Raw genomic sequence first — 16283 nt, 5'->3', positions numbered from 1 at the left:
GGAGATACGCGCCCAAAATCCACGACGCACATCTTGCGATGCGCTTCATGATCCAGGCTCGGATCGATCTCCTCTTTACGATGTCAGATATCTCGCAGACGGCGTCCTTGGTGAAGGAACTTGCCGAATGCAAAGTGATGTTTCGCGGACGACGACGGTTGCAGCAGGTCAATCGGTGAGCATCTGGTGGAGCCAGACGGGATCGAACCGACGACCTCATGCTTGCAAAGCACGCGCTCTCCCAGCTGAGCTATGGCCCCGTAACCAGAAGACGAATGCTGCGCACAATGAATGGTGGGCCTGGGAAGACTTGAACTTCCGACCTCACGCTTATCAAGCGCGCGCTCTAACCAACTGAGCTACAAGCCCTGAACGGCAAGAGGCACAAAGCTGAAGCGACAATCGCTTTCAGCGCCGCCCCCGGCGCGTGTTCGTCCGCGAAGAAAGAGAAACGAAGACGGCGGCGTCCCGCCAATGCAGCTCAACGATCTGGCGATCTGTTGGCCGCTGAATGTTTCTAAAACGAACCGATAGCTGCCGAAGCAGGCTGAAGGTTCATCCTTAGAAAGGAGGTGATCCAGCCGCAGGTTCCCCTACGGCTACCTTGTTACGACTTCACCCCAGTCGCTGACCCTACCGTGGCCGGCTGCCTCCCTTGCGGGTTAGCGCACCGTCTTCAGGTAAAACCAACTCCCATGGTGTGACGGGCGGTGTGTACAAGGCCCGGGAACGTATTCACCGTGGCATGCTGATCCACGATTACTAGCGATTCCAACTTCATGGACTCGAGTTGCAGAGTCCAATCCGAACTGAGACGGCTTTTTGAGATTTGCTAGGGCTCGCGCCTTTGCATCCCATTGTCACCGCCATTGTAGCACGTGTGTAGCCCAGCCCGTAAGGGCCATGAGGACTTGACGTCATCCCCACCTTCCTCGCGGCTTATCACCGGCAGTCTCCTTAGAGTGCTCAACTAAATGGTAGCAACTAAGGACGGGGGTTGCGCTCGTTGCGGGACTTAACCCAACATCTCACGACACGAGCTGACGACAGCCATGCAGCACCTGTGCTCCAGGCTCCGAAGAGAAGGTCACATCTCTGCGACCGGTCCTGGACATGTCAAGGGCTGGTAAGGTTCTGCGCGTTGCGTCGAATTAAACCACATGCTCCACCGCTTGTGCGGGCCCCCGTCAATTCCTTTGAGTTTTAATCTTGCGACCGTACTCCCCAGGCGGAATGCTTAAAGCGTTAACTGCGCCACTGAAGAGTAAACTCCCCAACGGCTGGCATTCATCGTTTACGGCGTGGACTACCAGGGTATCTAATCCTGTTTGCTCCCCACGCTTTCGTGCCTCAGCGTCAGTATCGGGCCAGTGAGCCGCCTTCGCCACTGGTGTTCTTGCGAATATCTACGAATTTCACCTCTACACTCGCAGTTCCACTCACCTCTCCCGAACTCGAGATCCTCAGTATCAAAGGCAGTTCTGGAGTTGAGCTCCAGGCTTTCACCTCTGACTTAAAGACCCGCCTACGCACCCTTTACGCCCAGTGATTCCGAGCAACGCTAGCCCCCTTCGTATTACCGCGGCTGCTGGCACGAAGTTAGCCGGGGCTTATTCTTGCGGTACCGTCATTATCTTCCCGCACAAAAGAGCTTTACAACCCTAGGGCCTTCATCACTCACGCGGCATGGCTGGATCAGGCTTGCGCCCATTGTCCAATATTCCCCACTGCTGCCTCCCGTAGGAGTTTGGGCCGTGTCTCAGTCCCAATGTGGCTGATCATCCTCTCAGACCAGCTACTGATCGTCGCCTTGGTGAGCCGTTACCTCACCAACAAGCTAATCAGACGCGGGCCGATCTTTCGGCGATAAATCTTTCCCCGTAAGGGCTTATTCGGTATTAGCACAAGTTTCCCTGTGTTGTTCCGAACCAAAAGGTACGTTCCCACGCGTTACTCACCCGTCTGCCGCTCCGTATTGCTACGGCGCTCGACTTGCATGTGTTAAGCCTGCCGCCAGCGTTCGCTCTGAGCCAGGATCAAACTCTCAAGTTGGACTTGAACTTTGAACCGGCTGATCACAACGTTTGACGAGGTCCCACCATTTTTTGTTAGCCCAATTCTTGCGAACTAAAGCTAACAGCTGTCTGCGATTCACATCGCTGACAACGATGGTGTAACCTTTGAAACGTGTACCGCCGAAGTCTTTCGTCCGGTCCCGAACTGAAAGCCGAAGCCTTCAATCACGAGACCCGCAAGGACTCCGCCGTCCACGTTTCTCTTTCTTCATCTTTACTTGTCAAACAGCCCGGGACCGAAGTCCCAACTCTTTATTAAGGACCTTCCGACGCCAAATAACAACCGACAACTATCGGCTGTTACTTCACTCATCGGAATGAGGAACCTCAAGGGTGCGCCGTCCTGCCCGCCCGAAGGTCAAGCAACGCCGCACCGGAGTGGGCGGGTTATAGGCCGCCCTCTCGTCGCTTGTCAACGACAATGTCAAGAAATCGTCGCAACGCACCAAAATTCAAGAAGCCCCTGAATTGATTGGCCTGCAGAGGCCTCACGCCGCACTTGAGCCACATTCCTCGGACGTTCTGGGCACAGAAATTGTCGGCCCTGACCGGCATATTTCGAAGATCGGCGTTTTCGGCTATCACTTGTGTCTCCCCGCGGGGGCGGCGGATCGACCGGACGAGCTTGAGCGCGGCACTTTCAGCCCGCTGAACAGACCAGTTGGGGACCACGGCTTGCATCACAGGACGACAGGCGGACAATACGGACGTTCCGCGCCGATCGATCTCGGCCACGAACCGCCATTGTCGGTCGACGGCACGGAAGCCGCCGTCATCGATCGCCGCAGCGTCTCCGTCCAATGGTTCAGCGGCACCATTCTCACAGGCCTTTGCGGCGCGGCCCTGATCGGCGGCGCCGTTTTCGCCTCCCTCGACGGCGAGACCACCTTCGCCAAGGTGCCCGAGCGTGTGGAAACCGCGCTGCGCGGCGCATTCGGCGGTGCCGACAAGAATGCCGTCGCCCGCAAGAGCGACCGCCTGCCGCCGCCGAGCGAGGCCGCAGCGGCACGCCAGGTCATCAAGGTTTCGATGGTCGCCAAGGTCGGTAATCGGGAGGTGGTCCGCGTGCGCCCGTTCGTGCGGATCGCCGGCAACCTGACGCTGTCCTCGACCGACCTTGCCTCCAAGGTGCCCCCTTTCGACGCCCAGCGCATGCTGACCGATGTCGGCCGCACAGCCTCCGACAGTGACGATTCCCGCAATCCAGGTGCCGCCGCCGAACCAGACGCGGAGGTCTCGTTCGTGATGCGGGATCTCGGCAGCGTGTTGCCGCATGCGAAGATCGCAGCGACAGTGCCTGCGGAAGAAGTGCTGAATCAGGTCCGCAATGCCTCGAACTGGCGCGGCAATTCCGGCGTTCGCTACGCCTATAACGGTTCCTCCGGGCTGAAGATGGCCTATGCCTCGGAAGGCAGCATCGATCCCTATCGCGGCTTCGAGGCCCGTCTGGTGCCGGAAAACGTCACGCTTCTCGCCAAGACCCGCGCGCAGGCCACCGGCGGTTCGGACGCCGCCGAGCGGGTGCGCGTCGTCAAGAAGGGCGAGACGGTCGAATCGATCCTGCGCGACGAAGGCGCCAGCGCCAGCGATGCCCATGCCATCGCCTCCCAGCTTGGCGCCCGCGGCCGCGATGGCGGCCTGCGGGAGGGTCTCAAACTGCGCATCCTGATGGCGCCGGCCGGCCCAAACCTGCCGCTGCAGCCCGTGCGCGTGATCGTCGCCAACGAAACCGCCATCGAAGCCGTCGCCGCGCTGTCCGATCTCGGCAAATACGTTGCCGTCGACGTACAGAGCTTCAACGCCTCGACCGAGACGGCTTCCAATGCGAGCGACGAGGACGACGAGGACGATGACGGCACTGGCGTTCGCCTCTACCAGAGCATTTATGAGACGGCCCTGCGCGACAAGGTTCCGCAGCAGGTCATCGACGACATGGTCCGCATCTACTCCTACGATGTCGATTTCCAGAGGAAGGTGCAGGCCGGCGATTCGTTCGAGGTGTTCTTCGCCGGAGAGGACGAGACGCCCGCTGCCGGCGAAAAGCCCGAAATTCTCTACGCCGCGCTGACCACCGGCGGCGAAACCAAAAAATACTATCGCTTCCAGACCCCCGACGACGGCGGCGTCGATTACTATGACGACACTGGCAAGAGCGCGAAGAAATTCCTGGTCCGCAAACCCGTCAACAACGCCATCATGCGCTCCGGCTTCGGCGGCCGCCGCCATCCGATCCTCGGCTTCACCAAGATGCACACCGGCGTTGACTGGGCCACCGCCTATGGCACGCCGATCTTCGCTTCCGGCAACGGCGTGATCGAAAAAGCGGAATGGGAAGGCGGCTACGGCAAGTATATCCGCATCAAGCATCCCAACGGTTACGAGACGGCCTATGGCCACATGAGCGCCTTCGCCAAGGGCATGGAGCCGGGCAAGCGCGTGCGCCAGGGCCAGGTGATCGGCTTCGTCGGCTCCACCGGCATGTCCACCGGCGCGCACGTCCACTACGAAATTCTCGTCAACGGCCGCTTCGTCGACCCGATGCGCGTGAAGCTGCCGCGCGGACGCTCGCTCGAGGGCGGCATGCTCACCGCATTCGAAAGCGAGCGCGACCGCATCGACGCGATGATGGCGAGCCGCAGCGCACCGAAGGTGGCGCAGAACCAGCCGGTCGTCACGCAGCCGCCCGCCAACCGCGTCCCAAGCCTGCCGCCGATCTCCTCTGCGGTCAGCACGCGCTAGGCAAGCCCCTCCCGCAATAAAAAAGCCCGGCTCAAGCCGGGCTTTTCAGTGTCACCTGCTAGGGCCGACCGGCACGTTCAGTTCAGCACCCGCTTCGCCTTCGGCGCCTCATCGAGATCCGATGCGTCCTCGCCGACCGCCTTTCCGTTGAAGGTCAGGCCGCTCTTGTCGGCCGAAATCTTCACGGTCGCGCCGTCGCGCACGTCGCCGGCGAGGATCATCTCGGCCAACGGGTCCTGCACGCTGCGCTGGATCACGCGCTTGAGCGGGCGCGCGCCATAGGCCGGGTCCCAGCCCTTCTCCGCCAGCCAGTCGCGGCCCTTGGCGTCGAGCACGAGGTCGATCTTGCGATCTTCCAGGAGCCCGCGCAGCCGGTTGAACTGGATTTCGACGATCTTGCCCATCTCGCTCTTCTGCAAGCGATGGAACAGGATGATCTCGTCGATGCGGTTGAGGAATTCCGGACGGAAGTGCGTGCGCACCATACCCATCACCTGATCGCGCACCGCGCCCGTGTCCTCGCCCTCCGGCTGGTTGACGAGGAATTCCGCGCCGATGTTCGAGGTCATGATGATCAGCGTGTTGCGGAAGTCGACGGTGCGGCCCTGACCATCGGTCAGGCGGCCATCGTCGAGCACCTGCAACAGCACGTTGAACACATCCGGGTGCGCCTTCTCGATCTCGTCGAACAGCACGACCTGATACGGCCTGCGCCGCACCGCTTCGGTGAGCGCGCCGCCCTCGTCATAGCCGACATAGCCCGGAGGCGCGCCGATCAGCCGCGCGACCGAATGCTTCTCCATGTATTCGGACATATCCATGCGCACGAGCGCGGTCTCGTCGTCGAACAGATACTCGGCCAAAGCCTTCGTCAGTTCGGTCTTGCCGACGCCGGTGGGCCCCAAGAACATGAACGAGCCGATCGGCCGGTTCGGGTCCTGCAAGCCCGCGCGCGCGCGCCGCACGGCTGTCGAGACCGCGCGCACCGCCTGCGCCTGCCCGATAACGCGCTTGCCGAGCATGTCCTCCATGCGCAGCAGCTTGTCCTTCTCGCCCTCCAGCATCTTGTCGACCGGCACGCCGGTCCAGCGCGACACCACTTGCGCGATACTGTCCGCCGTCACCGCCTCGTCGATCGACGGGTCTTCGGTGACTTCGACCGCCGCCAACCGCTTTTCCAGATCGGGAATGCGGCCATAGGCGAGTTCGCCCGCGCGCTGGTACTCGCCCTTGCGCTGGGCGTTGGCGAGTTCGGTGCGCAACTGCTCGAGTTCGCTTTTCAGCTTCTGGGCGTCGGAGAGTTTGCTCTTTTCCGCTTGCCATTTCGAGGTCAGGTCGGCGGACTTCTTCTCGAGATCGACCAGATCGCCCTCGAGGGTCTGCAACCGGCTCTTGGAGCCCGCATCCGTTTCCTTCTTCAGCGCCTCCTGCTCGATCTTGAGCCGGATGATTTCGCGGTCGAGCGAATCCAGTTCTTCCGGCTTGGAATCGACCTGCATCTTCAGCCGCGCCGCGGCCTCGTCGACGAGATCGATCGCCTTGTCCGGCAGGAAGCGATCGGTGATGTAACGGTTCGACAGCATAGCCGCAGCCACCAGCGCGGAATCCGCGATGCGGATGCCGTGGTGCAGTTCGTATTTTTCCTTGAGGCCACGCAAAATCGAGATCGTGTCCTCGACAGTGGGCTCGGACACGAACACCGGCTGGAAGCGCCGCGCCAGTGCCGCGTCTTTCTCGACATGCTTGCGATACTCATCGAGCGTCGTCGCGCCGATGCAATGCAGTTCGCCACGCGCCAGTGCCGGCTTGAGCAGGTTGGATGCATCCATCGCGCCGTCCGCCTTGCCCGCGCCGATCAGCGTGTGCATCTCGTCGATGAACAGGATGATGCCGCCCTCAGCGGACGTCACTTCCTGCAACACCGCTTTGAGCCGTTCCTCGAACTCGCCGCGATATTTCGCACCGGCGACCATCGCGCCGAGGTCGAGCGACAACAGTTTTTTGTCCTTGAGGCTTTCCGGCACGTCGCCGTTGAGGATGCGCAGTGCGAGACCTTCGACGATGGCGGTCTTGCCGACGCCGGGCTCGCCGATCAGCACCGGATTGTTCTTGGTGCGGCGGGAGAGCACCTGAATCGTACGGCGGATTTCCTCGTCGCGGCCGATCACCGGGTCGAGCTTGCCCTCGCGCGCGGCCTGAGTGAGGTCGCGGGCATATTTCTTCAGCGCGTCATAGGCGTTTTCCGCGGACGCACTGTCGGCGGTGCGGCCTTTGCGTAGCGCATTGATCGCGGCATTGAGGTTTTGCGGCGTGACGCCGCCCTTGGCGAGCAAGTTGCCGGCCTCGCTGTCCTTGTCCAGCGTCAGCGCCAGCAGCAGGCGTTCGACGGTGACAAAACTGTCGCCTGCCTTCTCCGCGGCCTGCTCGGCCGCCGTAAAAGCCCGCGCCGTCTCGGGCGCGAGATAGATCTGGCCTGCACCGCCGCCGGAGACTTTCGGCAGTTTTGCGAGCGCCTGCTCGGTTGCCTGAAGAATGGCGCGCGAGTTGCCGCCCGCGCGGTCGATCAGACCGCCCGCAAGCCCCTCGGGATCGTCGAGCAGAACTTTCAGGATATGGAGCGGGGAAAATTGCTGGTGCCCTTCCCGCAGGGCAAGCGACTGCGCGGACTGGATGAACCCCTTCACGCGGTCGGTATATTTTTCAACGTTCATTCGATGGCCTTCCCTCAGCCTGCCCCGCCGCCTCGAAAGCACGGCGAAGGCATCTTCATTGGGTTACGCACGGCCTAGCCGCAGCCAGCCGGACGCGGGCCGGAAAGCGCCCGGCTTGGCCACAATGTGGGACCACGGGGCTATTTGTGAAAGGGGCCAGATCAAATTTCGGCGTCATTGGCGCGCGGCCAGAACCTCCGTTAAAAAGCGATATGTTTGATCCCTCTCAAGGCACGCTCAAAAGTCTTTACCGCTATCCGGTCAAGGGGCTTTCCCCCGAACCGCTCACTGGGGCCGCGCTGGCCGTCGGGCAGACGGTGCCGGCCGACCGGCGCTATGCCATCGCCAACGGCGCGCTCGATTTCGACCCCGCGCACCCGAAGCATTTTCCGAAAATCCGCTTCCTGATGCTGATGCGGGACGAGCGGCTGGCCGCCCTGCGCAGCCGCTTCGACGATTCCAGCACCACCCTGCGCATCGCCTACAACAACGCCGAGGTGGCGCGCGGCGACCTCTCCACCGCTGCGGGACGAGTGGCAATCGAGGATTTCTTCGCCGCGAACTTCACGAAGGAATTGAAGGGGCCGCCGAAGATTCTCGAAGCGTCGGGTCACAGCTTTTCCGACGTCGCCGCCAAGGTGGTGTCGATCGTCAATCTGGCGAGCGTGTCCGAGATCGAGAACGCGGTTGGGCAGCCGGTCGACCCGCTGCGCTTTCGCGCCAATCTGTATGTCGAAGGATGGCCCGCATGGCGCGAGCTTGAATCGATGGGGCGGGACATTCGCATCGGCCGTGTCCGCCTGCGCGTGACGCGCAACATCGTGAGGTGCGCAGCAACCAATGTCGATCCCGTGACGACGGAGCGCGACATGAACATTCCGAAGACGCTGATGGACCGTTTCGGCCACACCCATTGCGGCGTCTATGCGGAAGTGATCGCCGGGGGCGACGTGGCACCCGGCGACCAAATCGAAATTCCTTAGCTCGACGGCATCACGTAGGCGTAGACGCGCCCGCGCGAATAGGTCGCCTCGGCGACACGATGACCGTGATTGCCGGAAATGATGATCGGGTTGCCCTTGGCATCGATGCCACTGACGACACCGACATGACCACCGCCGCGGCGGCTCATCACCGCGATCGCGCCAACCTGAGGCCCCGAAACGCGATGACCATAGCGCGCGAAAGAACTGGCCATGTCCGAGCCGGTGCCCTTATGACCGGTCTTCTGCAAAACCATGTTCATGAAGCGCGCGCACCACAGGCGCGAGCGTCCGGTGGGATTGCCCTTACCGATGAAGCTCCGCGCTTCCGCCACGACGTTCGAGCCGCCGAAGCCGCCGCCAAAACCACCGGAGGAGTCCATCGATGCATTGGTCTCGCCGAATTGCTGCGCCTGCGCGCGGAATGCACCCCAGCGCGCGCTGTGGCGCACATGGTGGCGATGAGCATGATGCTTGGAGGTGTGATGCTGGCCGACGTGATGCCTGGCGTGATGACGCGGACGCGCCTCGGCCGGGTTGGAGAATGCCGCAACCGCAGCGGTGCACATGACCAGAGCTGCGAGACGCAACGGCGGAAGAGTCGTGGGTCGTTTCATTCTTCGAAGGTTCCTTTACGCATACATTGCGCGCGTGCAGCGCGACATGGCGCGTAAGACCCCTTTCGATGTGGCGAGAAAACGGCACAATTCATACCTGCATGACAGGTATTCGCCATGCGGGCACACTGGGGGCACTTCCGTCGACGAAAACCGGAAGAATCGCGGAAATGCCCTATTTTAGCCGCTCAGATTAATTGCGCCGGGTGAGCAAAAACACGCCCTGCTCGCCAAACATATTCCAGAACCACCACGGCGCATTGAGGCGCAACGGCCTTCCATAAAGGTCGAGAGCGACCGCACGCTCCATCCCGACATTGATCTCGTCGCAGAGCTGAACGAAATCCTTGATGGTGCAGAAGTGAATATTCGGCGTGTCGTACCACGTCGCCGGCAGGTTCTCGGTGCGCGGCATATGGCCCCCGATCAGCAATTGCAGCCGCATCCGCCAGTGCCCGAAATTCGGAAACGACACGATGGCACGGCTGCCGATGCGCAGCAGATTCTCCAAAACCTTGCGCGGCTGCCGCGTCGCCTGCAGCGTCTGCGACAGGATCACGTAATCGAACGAGTCGTCGGGATAACTGTCGAGGTCGGTGTCGGCGTCGCCCTGCACCACCGCAAGGCCCTTGGCGACGCAACTATTCACGCCTTCGCGCGACAGCTCGATCCCGCGCCCATCGACGCCGCGCGCCTCCAGCAATTGCAGAAGATCGCCCTCGCCGCAGCCGACATCGAGTACCTTGGAGCCCGGCGCAACCATTTCGGCTACCAGCAGATGGTCCCCCCGGACTCCGTCGACCTTGGGGAGCTGCGCGGTTGGGCGGAAAAATTCAGGCGCGTTCATATCAACTCACACTGTTCAGACCATGCGTGCTCGCGGCCGCTTCCAGGAACGCGCGCGAGATCGCGAAGAATTCGGGCTCGTCGAGCAGGAATGCATCGTGCCCCTTGTCGGTGGTGATTTCGGCGAAGGACACCCGCGCGCTGCTCGCGTTCAGCGCGTGCACCACGGCGCGCGCCTCGGAGCTTGGAAACAGCCAGTCGCTCGTGAACGAGATCACGCAGAAGCGCGTCCGCGTGCCGAGAAACGCCGCTGCCAGCACGCCGTTATGGTCGGCGGCGATGTCGAAATAGTCCATTGCGCGGGTCAGATAGAGATAGGAGTTGGCATCGAAGCGCTCGACAAACGACGAGCCCTGATGGCGCAGATAGCTTTCCACCTCGAAATCGGCGTCGAACGAGAAGGTCGGCTCGTCCCGATCCTGCAGGCGGCGGCCGAACTTGCGATGCAGCGCCGCGTCCGACAGGTACGTGATATGCGCGGCCATGCGCGCGACGCCGAGGCCGCGGCGCGGATGCGTGCCATGCTCGAAATATCGTCCCTGCCGCCAATCCGGATCGGCCATCACCGCCTGACGGCCGAGCTCATGGAAAGCGATGTTCTGCGCGGAATGCTTCGCACCGCAGGCGATCGCAAGTGCCGCGAACACCCGTTGGGGATACGCGGTCGCCCATTGCAGAACCTGCATGCCGCCCATCGAGCCGCCGACCACCGCGAACAATTTGGTGATGCCGAGATGATCGATCAGCATCGCCTGCGCGCGCACCATGTCGGGAATGGTGATGACTGGAAAATCCAGCCCCCACGGCTTGCCGGTGGCGGGATTGGTCGAGGACGGCCCGGTCGAGCCCATGCAGCCGCCGACGACATTCGAGCAGATTACGAAATAGCGGTCGGTATCGATCGGCTTGCCCGGCCCCACCAGCGTCTGCCACCAGCCCGGCTTGCCGGTGACGGGATGCGTGTTGAACACATGCTGGTCGCCGGTGAGCGCATGGCAGATCAGGATCGCGTTGGAGCGGTCGGCATTGAGCGTGCCGTAGCTTTGATAGGCGATCTGGAACGGCGAAAGATCGACACCGCAATCCAGATGCAGCGGCTTGTCGGCGCCGAACACAACAAGCTGCGACGACGGATGATCCGCCTCGCGCGCGCGCTCTTCGCTGACAGTAGGTTTTTTGCCGACCGGTTGTCGGCTTGCAACGTCGGACATCGTATCTCCAGACCTTCAGGCCCAAAAAAACCGGCCTGAACGAATTGTTCGGCCGGGATCCAGATGTCCCCGGCCTGTTTAGCGAATTCTTTAACGTGGCTGCAAGCCGGCCGGCTCAAATGACCACGGAACAAGGCAAAAGTAGTCCTGCGCCACCCCTCCGTCAAGGAGCTCCATCAAGGCGGAGGCCGCTAAACTCCCCTCAGCGTGAAGGTTTTCTTTGCTTTCAGGCACCGTCTTTTCTAATCAGAACCTTCGTTGCGAAAGCTCTTTGCATGCCCGATACACCCTCACCCATTTCACTCCAGGATTTGCGCCGCGAGATCGATACGATCGACGAGCAGGTGCATACGCTGCTGATGCGGCGCGGCGATATCATCGACCGCCTGATCCGCGTGAAGCAGACCCAGGAGGTCGGCTCCGCGTTCCGCCCCGCGCGCGAGGCGGACATGATGCGCCGCCTCGTGACGCGGCATCACGGCATCCTGCCGCTCGACACCGTCGAGAGCATCTGGCGCGTCATCATCTCGACCTTCACTTATGTGCAGGCGCCGTTCTCCGTTCATGCCGATCTGTCGTCGGGTGAAAGCGCGATGCGCGACAGCGCGCGCTTCCATTTTGGTTTTACGGTGCCGTTCCTTGCCCACTTCAACGCGGGTGCCGCCGTCGAAGCGGTCGCGAAATCGCGTGGCGACCTCGCGCTGGTGTCGGCGACATCGAGCCAGACGCCGTGGTGGAGCGTCCTCGAACAGCCGGGCGCGCCGAAGATCATCGCGCGACTGCCGTTCGTCGAGCGCGCCGACCATCCGGCCGCGATGCCGGTCTTCGTCATCTCCCGCGTGGCAGACGATGCACTGGTGACCGAAATCGAGACATGGAGCCTGCACGTCAGCGGCTGGAGCCCGGCCGCAGCGCGCGCCCTCTCGCCGCTGTCCGACGTGCTGGCGGTCGCGGATGCCTCATCAGGCACCGCCGCCCTGCTGGTCTCGGTCGCTCACACCGATGGGATCGAAAAGATCATATCTGCCCTGACCGAGGCAGGCGCAGCCGTGCGGGCCTCCGCTCTCGTCGGCGGCCACGCAACGCGCTATAGGGTGCCATCGCCCGGCACGCCCGCGCCTTGAAGTCTCTGGAGCCAACAATGTCCCGCCCCATGCCGAAACCCGGCATCCTTGAAATCGCGCCCTACGTCCCCGGCAAGAGCGGCGCGGGCATGCATGGGCGCGTGTTCAAGCTGTCGGCGAACGAGGCGGCTCTGGGTCCTTCGCCGAAGGCCATCGAGGCTTTTACCCGGACGGCTGCGGGACTGGAAATCTACCCGGATGGCTCCGCGCGACTCTTGCGCGAGGCTATTGGCAAGAGTTTCAACATCGATCCCGCCAATGTCGTCTGCGGCGTTGGCTCGGGCGAATTGCTGCACACCATCGCCAACATCTATCTCGGCCCCGGCGACGAGGCGATCCACACCACGCACGGCTTCCTGCTCTATCCGATTGCGACCATGAGCAACGGCGCCACGAACGTCGTCGCGCCGGAGGCAAACTTCACTGCCGATGTCGATGCGATTCTCGCAGCCGTGACCCCGCGCACCAAGATCGTCTGGCTCGCCAACCCGAACAATCCGACCGGCACCTACGTGACCGCCGCGGAAGTGCGCCGGCTGCGCAAAAATCTGCCGCCGCAAACGCTGCTGGTGCTCGATGCCGCCTACGCCGATTTCTGCTCGAACGCCGATTACGAGGCCGGCATCGAACTCGTGAAGGAAACCGACAACACGGTGATGGCGCGGACCTTCTCGAAGATCCACGGCCTCGCCGCCGTGCGCATCGGCTTCATCTTCGGACCGCCGCACCTGATCGACGTCGTCAACCGCGTGCGCGACCCGTTCAACGCCAACGGCCCCGCGATGCAGGCGGCCATCGCCTCGCTCGCCGACACCGGGCACTACAAGGCGGCGCAGGCGCATAATGAAAAATGGCGCGCGTGGCTGACCGACGAAATTTCACGTCTCGGCCTCACCGTGACGCCGAGTGCCGCGAATTTCATCCTGATCCACTTCCCCTCCACGTCGGGCAAGACAGCGGCGGATGCCGATGCTTTCCTCACTAAGCGCGGACTGATCCTGCGCGCGGTCGCGGCCTACAAATTGCCGCAGGCGTTGCGGCTCAGCGTCGGCACCGAGGAGCCCAACCGCCTCGTCGTCGAGGCGCTCCGCGAATTCATGGGTGCAGCGTGAGCACGATCCAGTTCAACCGCATCACCATCATCGGGCTCGGCCATATCGGCTCCTCGATTGCACGCGCGATCAAGCAGCTCCATCTCGCCAATGAACTGGTCGTGACGGACGGAGCCGCCGCCATCCGCGCCCGCGCCGCCGAGATCGGATTGGGCGACCGCGTGGCGCAGAGCAACGTCGAGGCCGTGACGGATTCCGACCTCGTCATCATCTGCGTGCCGGTCGGAAAACTGGGCCAAGTCGCCGCTGAAGTCGCGCCGCATCTCAAGGCTGGCGCGATCGTCTCAGATGTCGGCTCCGTCAAGGGCCCGGTGACGCGCGAAATGGCAAGTCATTTGCCGAAAACGGTTCATCTCGTGCCGGGCCATCCGGTCGCGGGCACGGAGGATTCCGGTCCCGACTCCGGCTTTGCCGAACTCTTCATCAATCGCTGGTGCATCCTGACGCCGCTGCCGGACACGGATGCTGCTGCGGTCGAAAAGCTCGCAACTCTCTGGCGCACCATCGGCGCCAATGTGGAGACGATGTCACCCGATCATCATGACTTGGTGCTCGCGGTGACGAGCCACCTGCCGCACTTGATCGCCTACACCATCGTCGGCACCGCCGAGGACATGGAGAAGGTGACGGAGGCGGAAGTTTTGAAATTCTCCGCGGGCGGCTTCCGCGACTTTACGCGCATCGCGGCGTCCGACCCCACGATGTGGCGCGACATCTTCCTTGCCAACAAGGACGCGGTGCTGGAGATGCTCGGCACGTTCCAGGAAGACCTGTCGAAGCTCACCCGCGCCATCCGCCACGGTGACGGCGAGGCGCTGTTCGATCATTTCACCCGCACGCGGGCGATCCGGCGCGGCATCGTCAATCTTGGCCAGGATTCGTCCGGCGCTAATTTCGGCCGCCCGACGGAAAGGCTCCCGCAGGATGCGAAACCGGCGACACCGGCACCGTCGAAATAATCTTGTCGCCTAGAACAGCGCCGGGGTCTGCGCCACGCGCAGCGGCCCGAGCAGCAGCGCGCCGTCCATGAACCGCAGCGTGATCGCCCGCGCGGGGCGGCCTTCCAGCGTGGTCTGCTGGCCGATCAGGTTAAGCCCCGCGATCAATCCCGCATTGGCGTTCTTGCGCGCGACACGTCCCAGCCCCGGAATGATCCGGTCGAGCGAATCGATCATCTTGTTGACGTCCTGCGTCGAAACGCCCGGCGCGACGTTCGACGGCGGGGCACCTTCCGCGAGCGCCTTCTCAAGGCCCAGCGCAGGCACGATCTTCTCGAAACCCGCGATGGTCATCTGCAACTGGCCATCGAGATGGCCGCTTGGCGTCAGGCTGAGGGTGCCCGCCGCCACCGCGATGGTGTCGCCCTGCTGAATGCGCGATTCGGTGACGTCGATGCCGCCGCCATTGGCCTGAATTTCGCGAAATCGCTCCGGCCACGGCTTCGGCGCAAAATCGTTGAGCCCGCGCAGCTTCACATGAATGGTTTCGTCAAATGGCGTCGCCAGCACCGGATGGACGTCCTGCACGCTGGCGCCCTCGCTGCGCAACACGCTCTCGATCACCGGATGGTCGTTCAGTTCGCCCTCCACCAGCCGGATATGCCACTCCAGATGCTTGGCGCTGAAAAATGGCGCGGTCACCCCCGCCACGATCCGCTCGACGACGGGATCGTTGAACTCCATGGAAATGCGCTTCGGCAGCGACGGCAGGCCTGCGGCACTGGCGTGGCCAAGGCTCCAGTTGGCGGTCGCGAACGGCTGCTGGCCGGTTTCGCCGACCGTCACCGGCCCGGTGAATTCCGCGATCACGCGGGTCGGATCGTAAATCTGGGCGACGGCGAGGATCTGGCTGAGTTTGGCCGTCAGTGGTGTCTTGGTGGCGAATTGCTGCGCGGTCTGCGCCGTAAGCGAGATCACCGGATCGACGCAGCGCACCTCGAAGCGGAATGGAAAACCACCGACATCACGCTTTGAGCAATCGTAAATCCGGCCGGATTTCGCCTCACGCGCCTGCCAGCCCTTGAACTGCGCGTCGACCTCATGGGAGGCATAGAACCAGAATCCGCTCCAGCCGATGGCGGCGAGCAGCAGCAGCGCGGACGGAACAAAAACCGGCCACAACCGGCGGCGGCGGGGCAAAGGAGCGCGTGGTTCGGCATAAGTCATCATAGGCGGTCCCAGAGCATTCAAATCCGGCGGATGAAAGACACTCATTGCCGCGTTAGGTCTTGAAGTCCAGTCGAACAGATATGATGATTCACTCAAGAAGGCGCGATTCATGGCGATAAGACCCATTCCCGACGAAGACCTGCCCCAGGGGGACCTGTGGGTGTTCGGTTATGGATCGCTGATGTGGCGTCCCGGCTTCGACTACATCGCTGAATTTCCCGCGCGGCTGATCGGCGAACACCGCGCATTATGTGTCTTTTCGCACCATCATCGCGGCACGGCGGAGCGGCCGGGCCTCGTGCTCGGGCTCGACCGTGGCGGCACCTGCCAGGGCACCGTGTTCCGCGTGGCGGAGAGCCTGCGCAAGGTGACACTCGATTACCTGCGCGAGCGCGAGCAGATCACCGGCGTCTACCGCGAGGTTCTGCGTTCGGTCTCGATCGAAAGCGATGCCCGCGAACGAGTTCAGGCGCTGGCTTTCGTGGTCGACCGCAACCACCCGCAATATGCCGGGGCGCTGACGGTGGAGCAGCAGTTACACTATGTCGCGCACAGCCACGGCGCCTCCGGGGCCAATCGCGACTACGTGATCTCGACGGTGAAAACGCTGGAAGCCCGCGGCTGCCACGACGAAACACTGCACCGTCTGGTCACGCTGCTACAAAACGAAGCGCCGCTGCAGGAAGCGGAATGATCC

12 protein-coding genes, 2 tRNA genes, 1 rRNA gene and 1 riboswitch (1 of these 16 running past the window's edge) are annotated in these 16283 nt (G+C 62.5%); of the genes, 7 read left to right on the top strand and 8 right to left on the bottom strand.

The genetic code is table 11. The features are described from left to right. Window positions 1–179, top strand: partial view of a hypothetical protein gene (locus tag AC1RNA_RS06600; protein ID WP_492950545.1) — the 3' portion only. The gene continues 103 nt to the left of window position 1, outside the view; 179 of the gene's 282 nt are visible here — the last part of the coding sequence; its start codon lies off the left edge, out of view; it ends in the stop codon at window positions 177–179. A 5-nt stretch (window positions 180–184) separates the two neighbouring features. On the opposite strand, the gene AC1RNA_RS06595 is transcribed toward AC1RNA_RS06600, so the two are convergent. The 3 genes from AC1RNA_RS06595 to AC1RNA_RS06585 form a co-directional block, all read right to left on the bottom strand. Then, a tRNA-Ala gene (locus AC1RNA_RS06595) sits at window positions 185–260 on the bottom strand. Between the two features lie 32 nt (window positions 261–292). Continuing rightward, window positions 293–369: transfer RNA gene (locus AC1RNA_RS06590), tRNA-Ile, on the bottom strand. Window positions 370–565: 196 nt separating this feature from the next. Further along, window positions 566–2052: ribosomal RNA gene (locus AC1RNA_RS06585) — 16S ribosomal RNA — on the bottom strand. Between the two features lie 698 nt (window positions 2053–2750). Between AC1RNA_RS06585 and AC1RNA_RS06580 the strand changes: the two genes are divergently transcribed. Continuing rightward, window positions 2751–4814, top strand: a complete 2064-nt coding sequence (locus AC1RNA_RS06580; protein WP_040297748.1) for a M23 family metallopeptidase — start codon at window positions 2751–2753, stop codon at window positions 4812–4814. A 77-nt stretch (window positions 4815–4891) separates the two neighbouring features. Here the strand turns inward: AC1RNA_RS06580 and clpB are convergent, their stop codons facing one another. Further along, complete coding sequence (gene clpB / locus AC1RNA_RS06575) at window positions 4892–7525, bottom strand: ATP-dependent chaperone ClpB (protein WP_492950544.1); 2634 nt, start codon at window positions 7523–7525, stop codon at window positions 4892–4894. Window positions 7526–7737: 212 nt separating this feature from the next. Here clpB and AC1RNA_RS06570 point away from each other — a divergent pair, with 212 nt between their 5' ends. Continuing rightward, complete coding sequence (locus AC1RNA_RS06570) at window positions 7738–8508, top strand: MOSC domain-containing protein (RefSeq protein WP_492950543.1); 771 nt, start codon at window positions 7738–7740, stop codon at window positions 8506–8508. Here AC1RNA_RS06570 and AC1RNA_RS06565 read toward each other — a convergent pair. The 3 genes from AC1RNA_RS06565 to metX form a co-directional block, all read right to left on the bottom strand. Next, the gene (locus tag AC1RNA_RS06565) at window positions 8505–9125 is read right to left on the bottom strand and encodes a TIGR02594 family protein (RefSeq protein ID WP_009337490.1); all 621 of its coding nucleotides are present in this window, start codon (window positions 9123–9125) and stop codon (window positions 8505–8507) included. The two genes, AC1RNA_RS06570 and AC1RNA_RS06565, sit on opposite strands and share 4 nt — an antisense overlap. Before the next feature lie 193 nt (window positions 9126–9318). Beyond that, window positions 9319–9972: a methionine biosynthesis protein MetW gene (gene metW, locus AC1RNA_RS06560; RefSeq protein ID WP_009337492.1), complete on the bottom strand. Its 654-nt coding sequence runs from the start codon at window positions 9970–9972 to the stop codon at window positions 9319–9321. 1 nt (window position 9973) lies between these two features. Next, window positions 9974–11182, bottom strand: a complete 1209-nt coding sequence (metX, locus tag AC1RNA_RS06555; protein WP_492950542.1) for a homoserine O-acetyltransferase MetX — start codon at window positions 11180–11182, stop codon at window positions 9974–9976. A gap of 57 nt (window positions 11183–11239) precedes the next feature. Next, window positions 11240–11319: riboswitch (SAM riboswitch) on the bottom strand. 138 nt (window positions 11320–11457) lie between these two features. Here metX and AC1RNA_RS06550 point away from each other — a divergent pair. From AC1RNA_RS06550 to AC1RNA_RS06540, 3 genes are read left to right on the top strand one after another with little or no spacing between them, the layout of a single operon-like run. Then, window positions 11458–12306, top strand: coding sequence for a chorismate mutase (locus AC1RNA_RS06550; RefSeq protein ID WP_009337495.1), 849 nt, complete (start codon window positions 11458–11460; stop codon window positions 12304–12306). Window positions 12307–12323: 17 nt separating this feature from the next. Then, window positions 12324–13418 carry a histidinol-phosphate transaminase gene (hisC, locus tag AC1RNA_RS06545; RefSeq protein WP_492950541.1) on the top strand — a complete coding sequence of 365 codons (1095 nt, stop codon included), beginning with the start codon at window positions 12324–12326 and terminating at the stop codon, window positions 13416–13418. Next, window positions 13415–14377, top strand: a complete 963-nt coding sequence (locus tag AC1RNA_RS06540; RefSeq protein ID WP_492950540.1) for a prephenate/arogenate dehydrogenase family protein — start codon at window positions 13415–13417, stop codon at window positions 14375–14377. The genes hisC and AC1RNA_RS06540 overlap by 4 nt, the downstream gene beginning before the upstream one ends. Window positions 14378–14386: 9 nt before the next feature. Here AC1RNA_RS06540 and AC1RNA_RS06535 read toward each other — a convergent pair whose 3' ends face one another. After that, complete coding sequence (locus tag AC1RNA_RS06535) at window positions 14387–15583, bottom strand: DUF2125 domain-containing protein (RefSeq protein WP_492950539.1); 1197 nt, start codon at window positions 15581–15583, stop codon at window positions 14387–14389. Between the two features lie 112 nt (window positions 15584–15695). On the opposite strand from AC1RNA_RS06535, the gene AC1RNA_RS06530 reads away from it, so the two are divergent. After that, complete coding sequence (locus AC1RNA_RS06530) at window positions 15696–16280, top strand: gamma-glutamylcyclotransferase (protein WP_492950538.1); 585 nt, start codon at window positions 15696–15698, stop codon at window positions 16278–16280. Window positions 16281–16283: the final 3 nt, after the last annotated feature.

The organism is Afipia sp. GW821-FHT14H12 (assembly GCF_058803465.1).
Note: the sequence above shows the minus strand (reverse complement) of the source record. Positions and strands in the feature narration are given on the sequence as shown.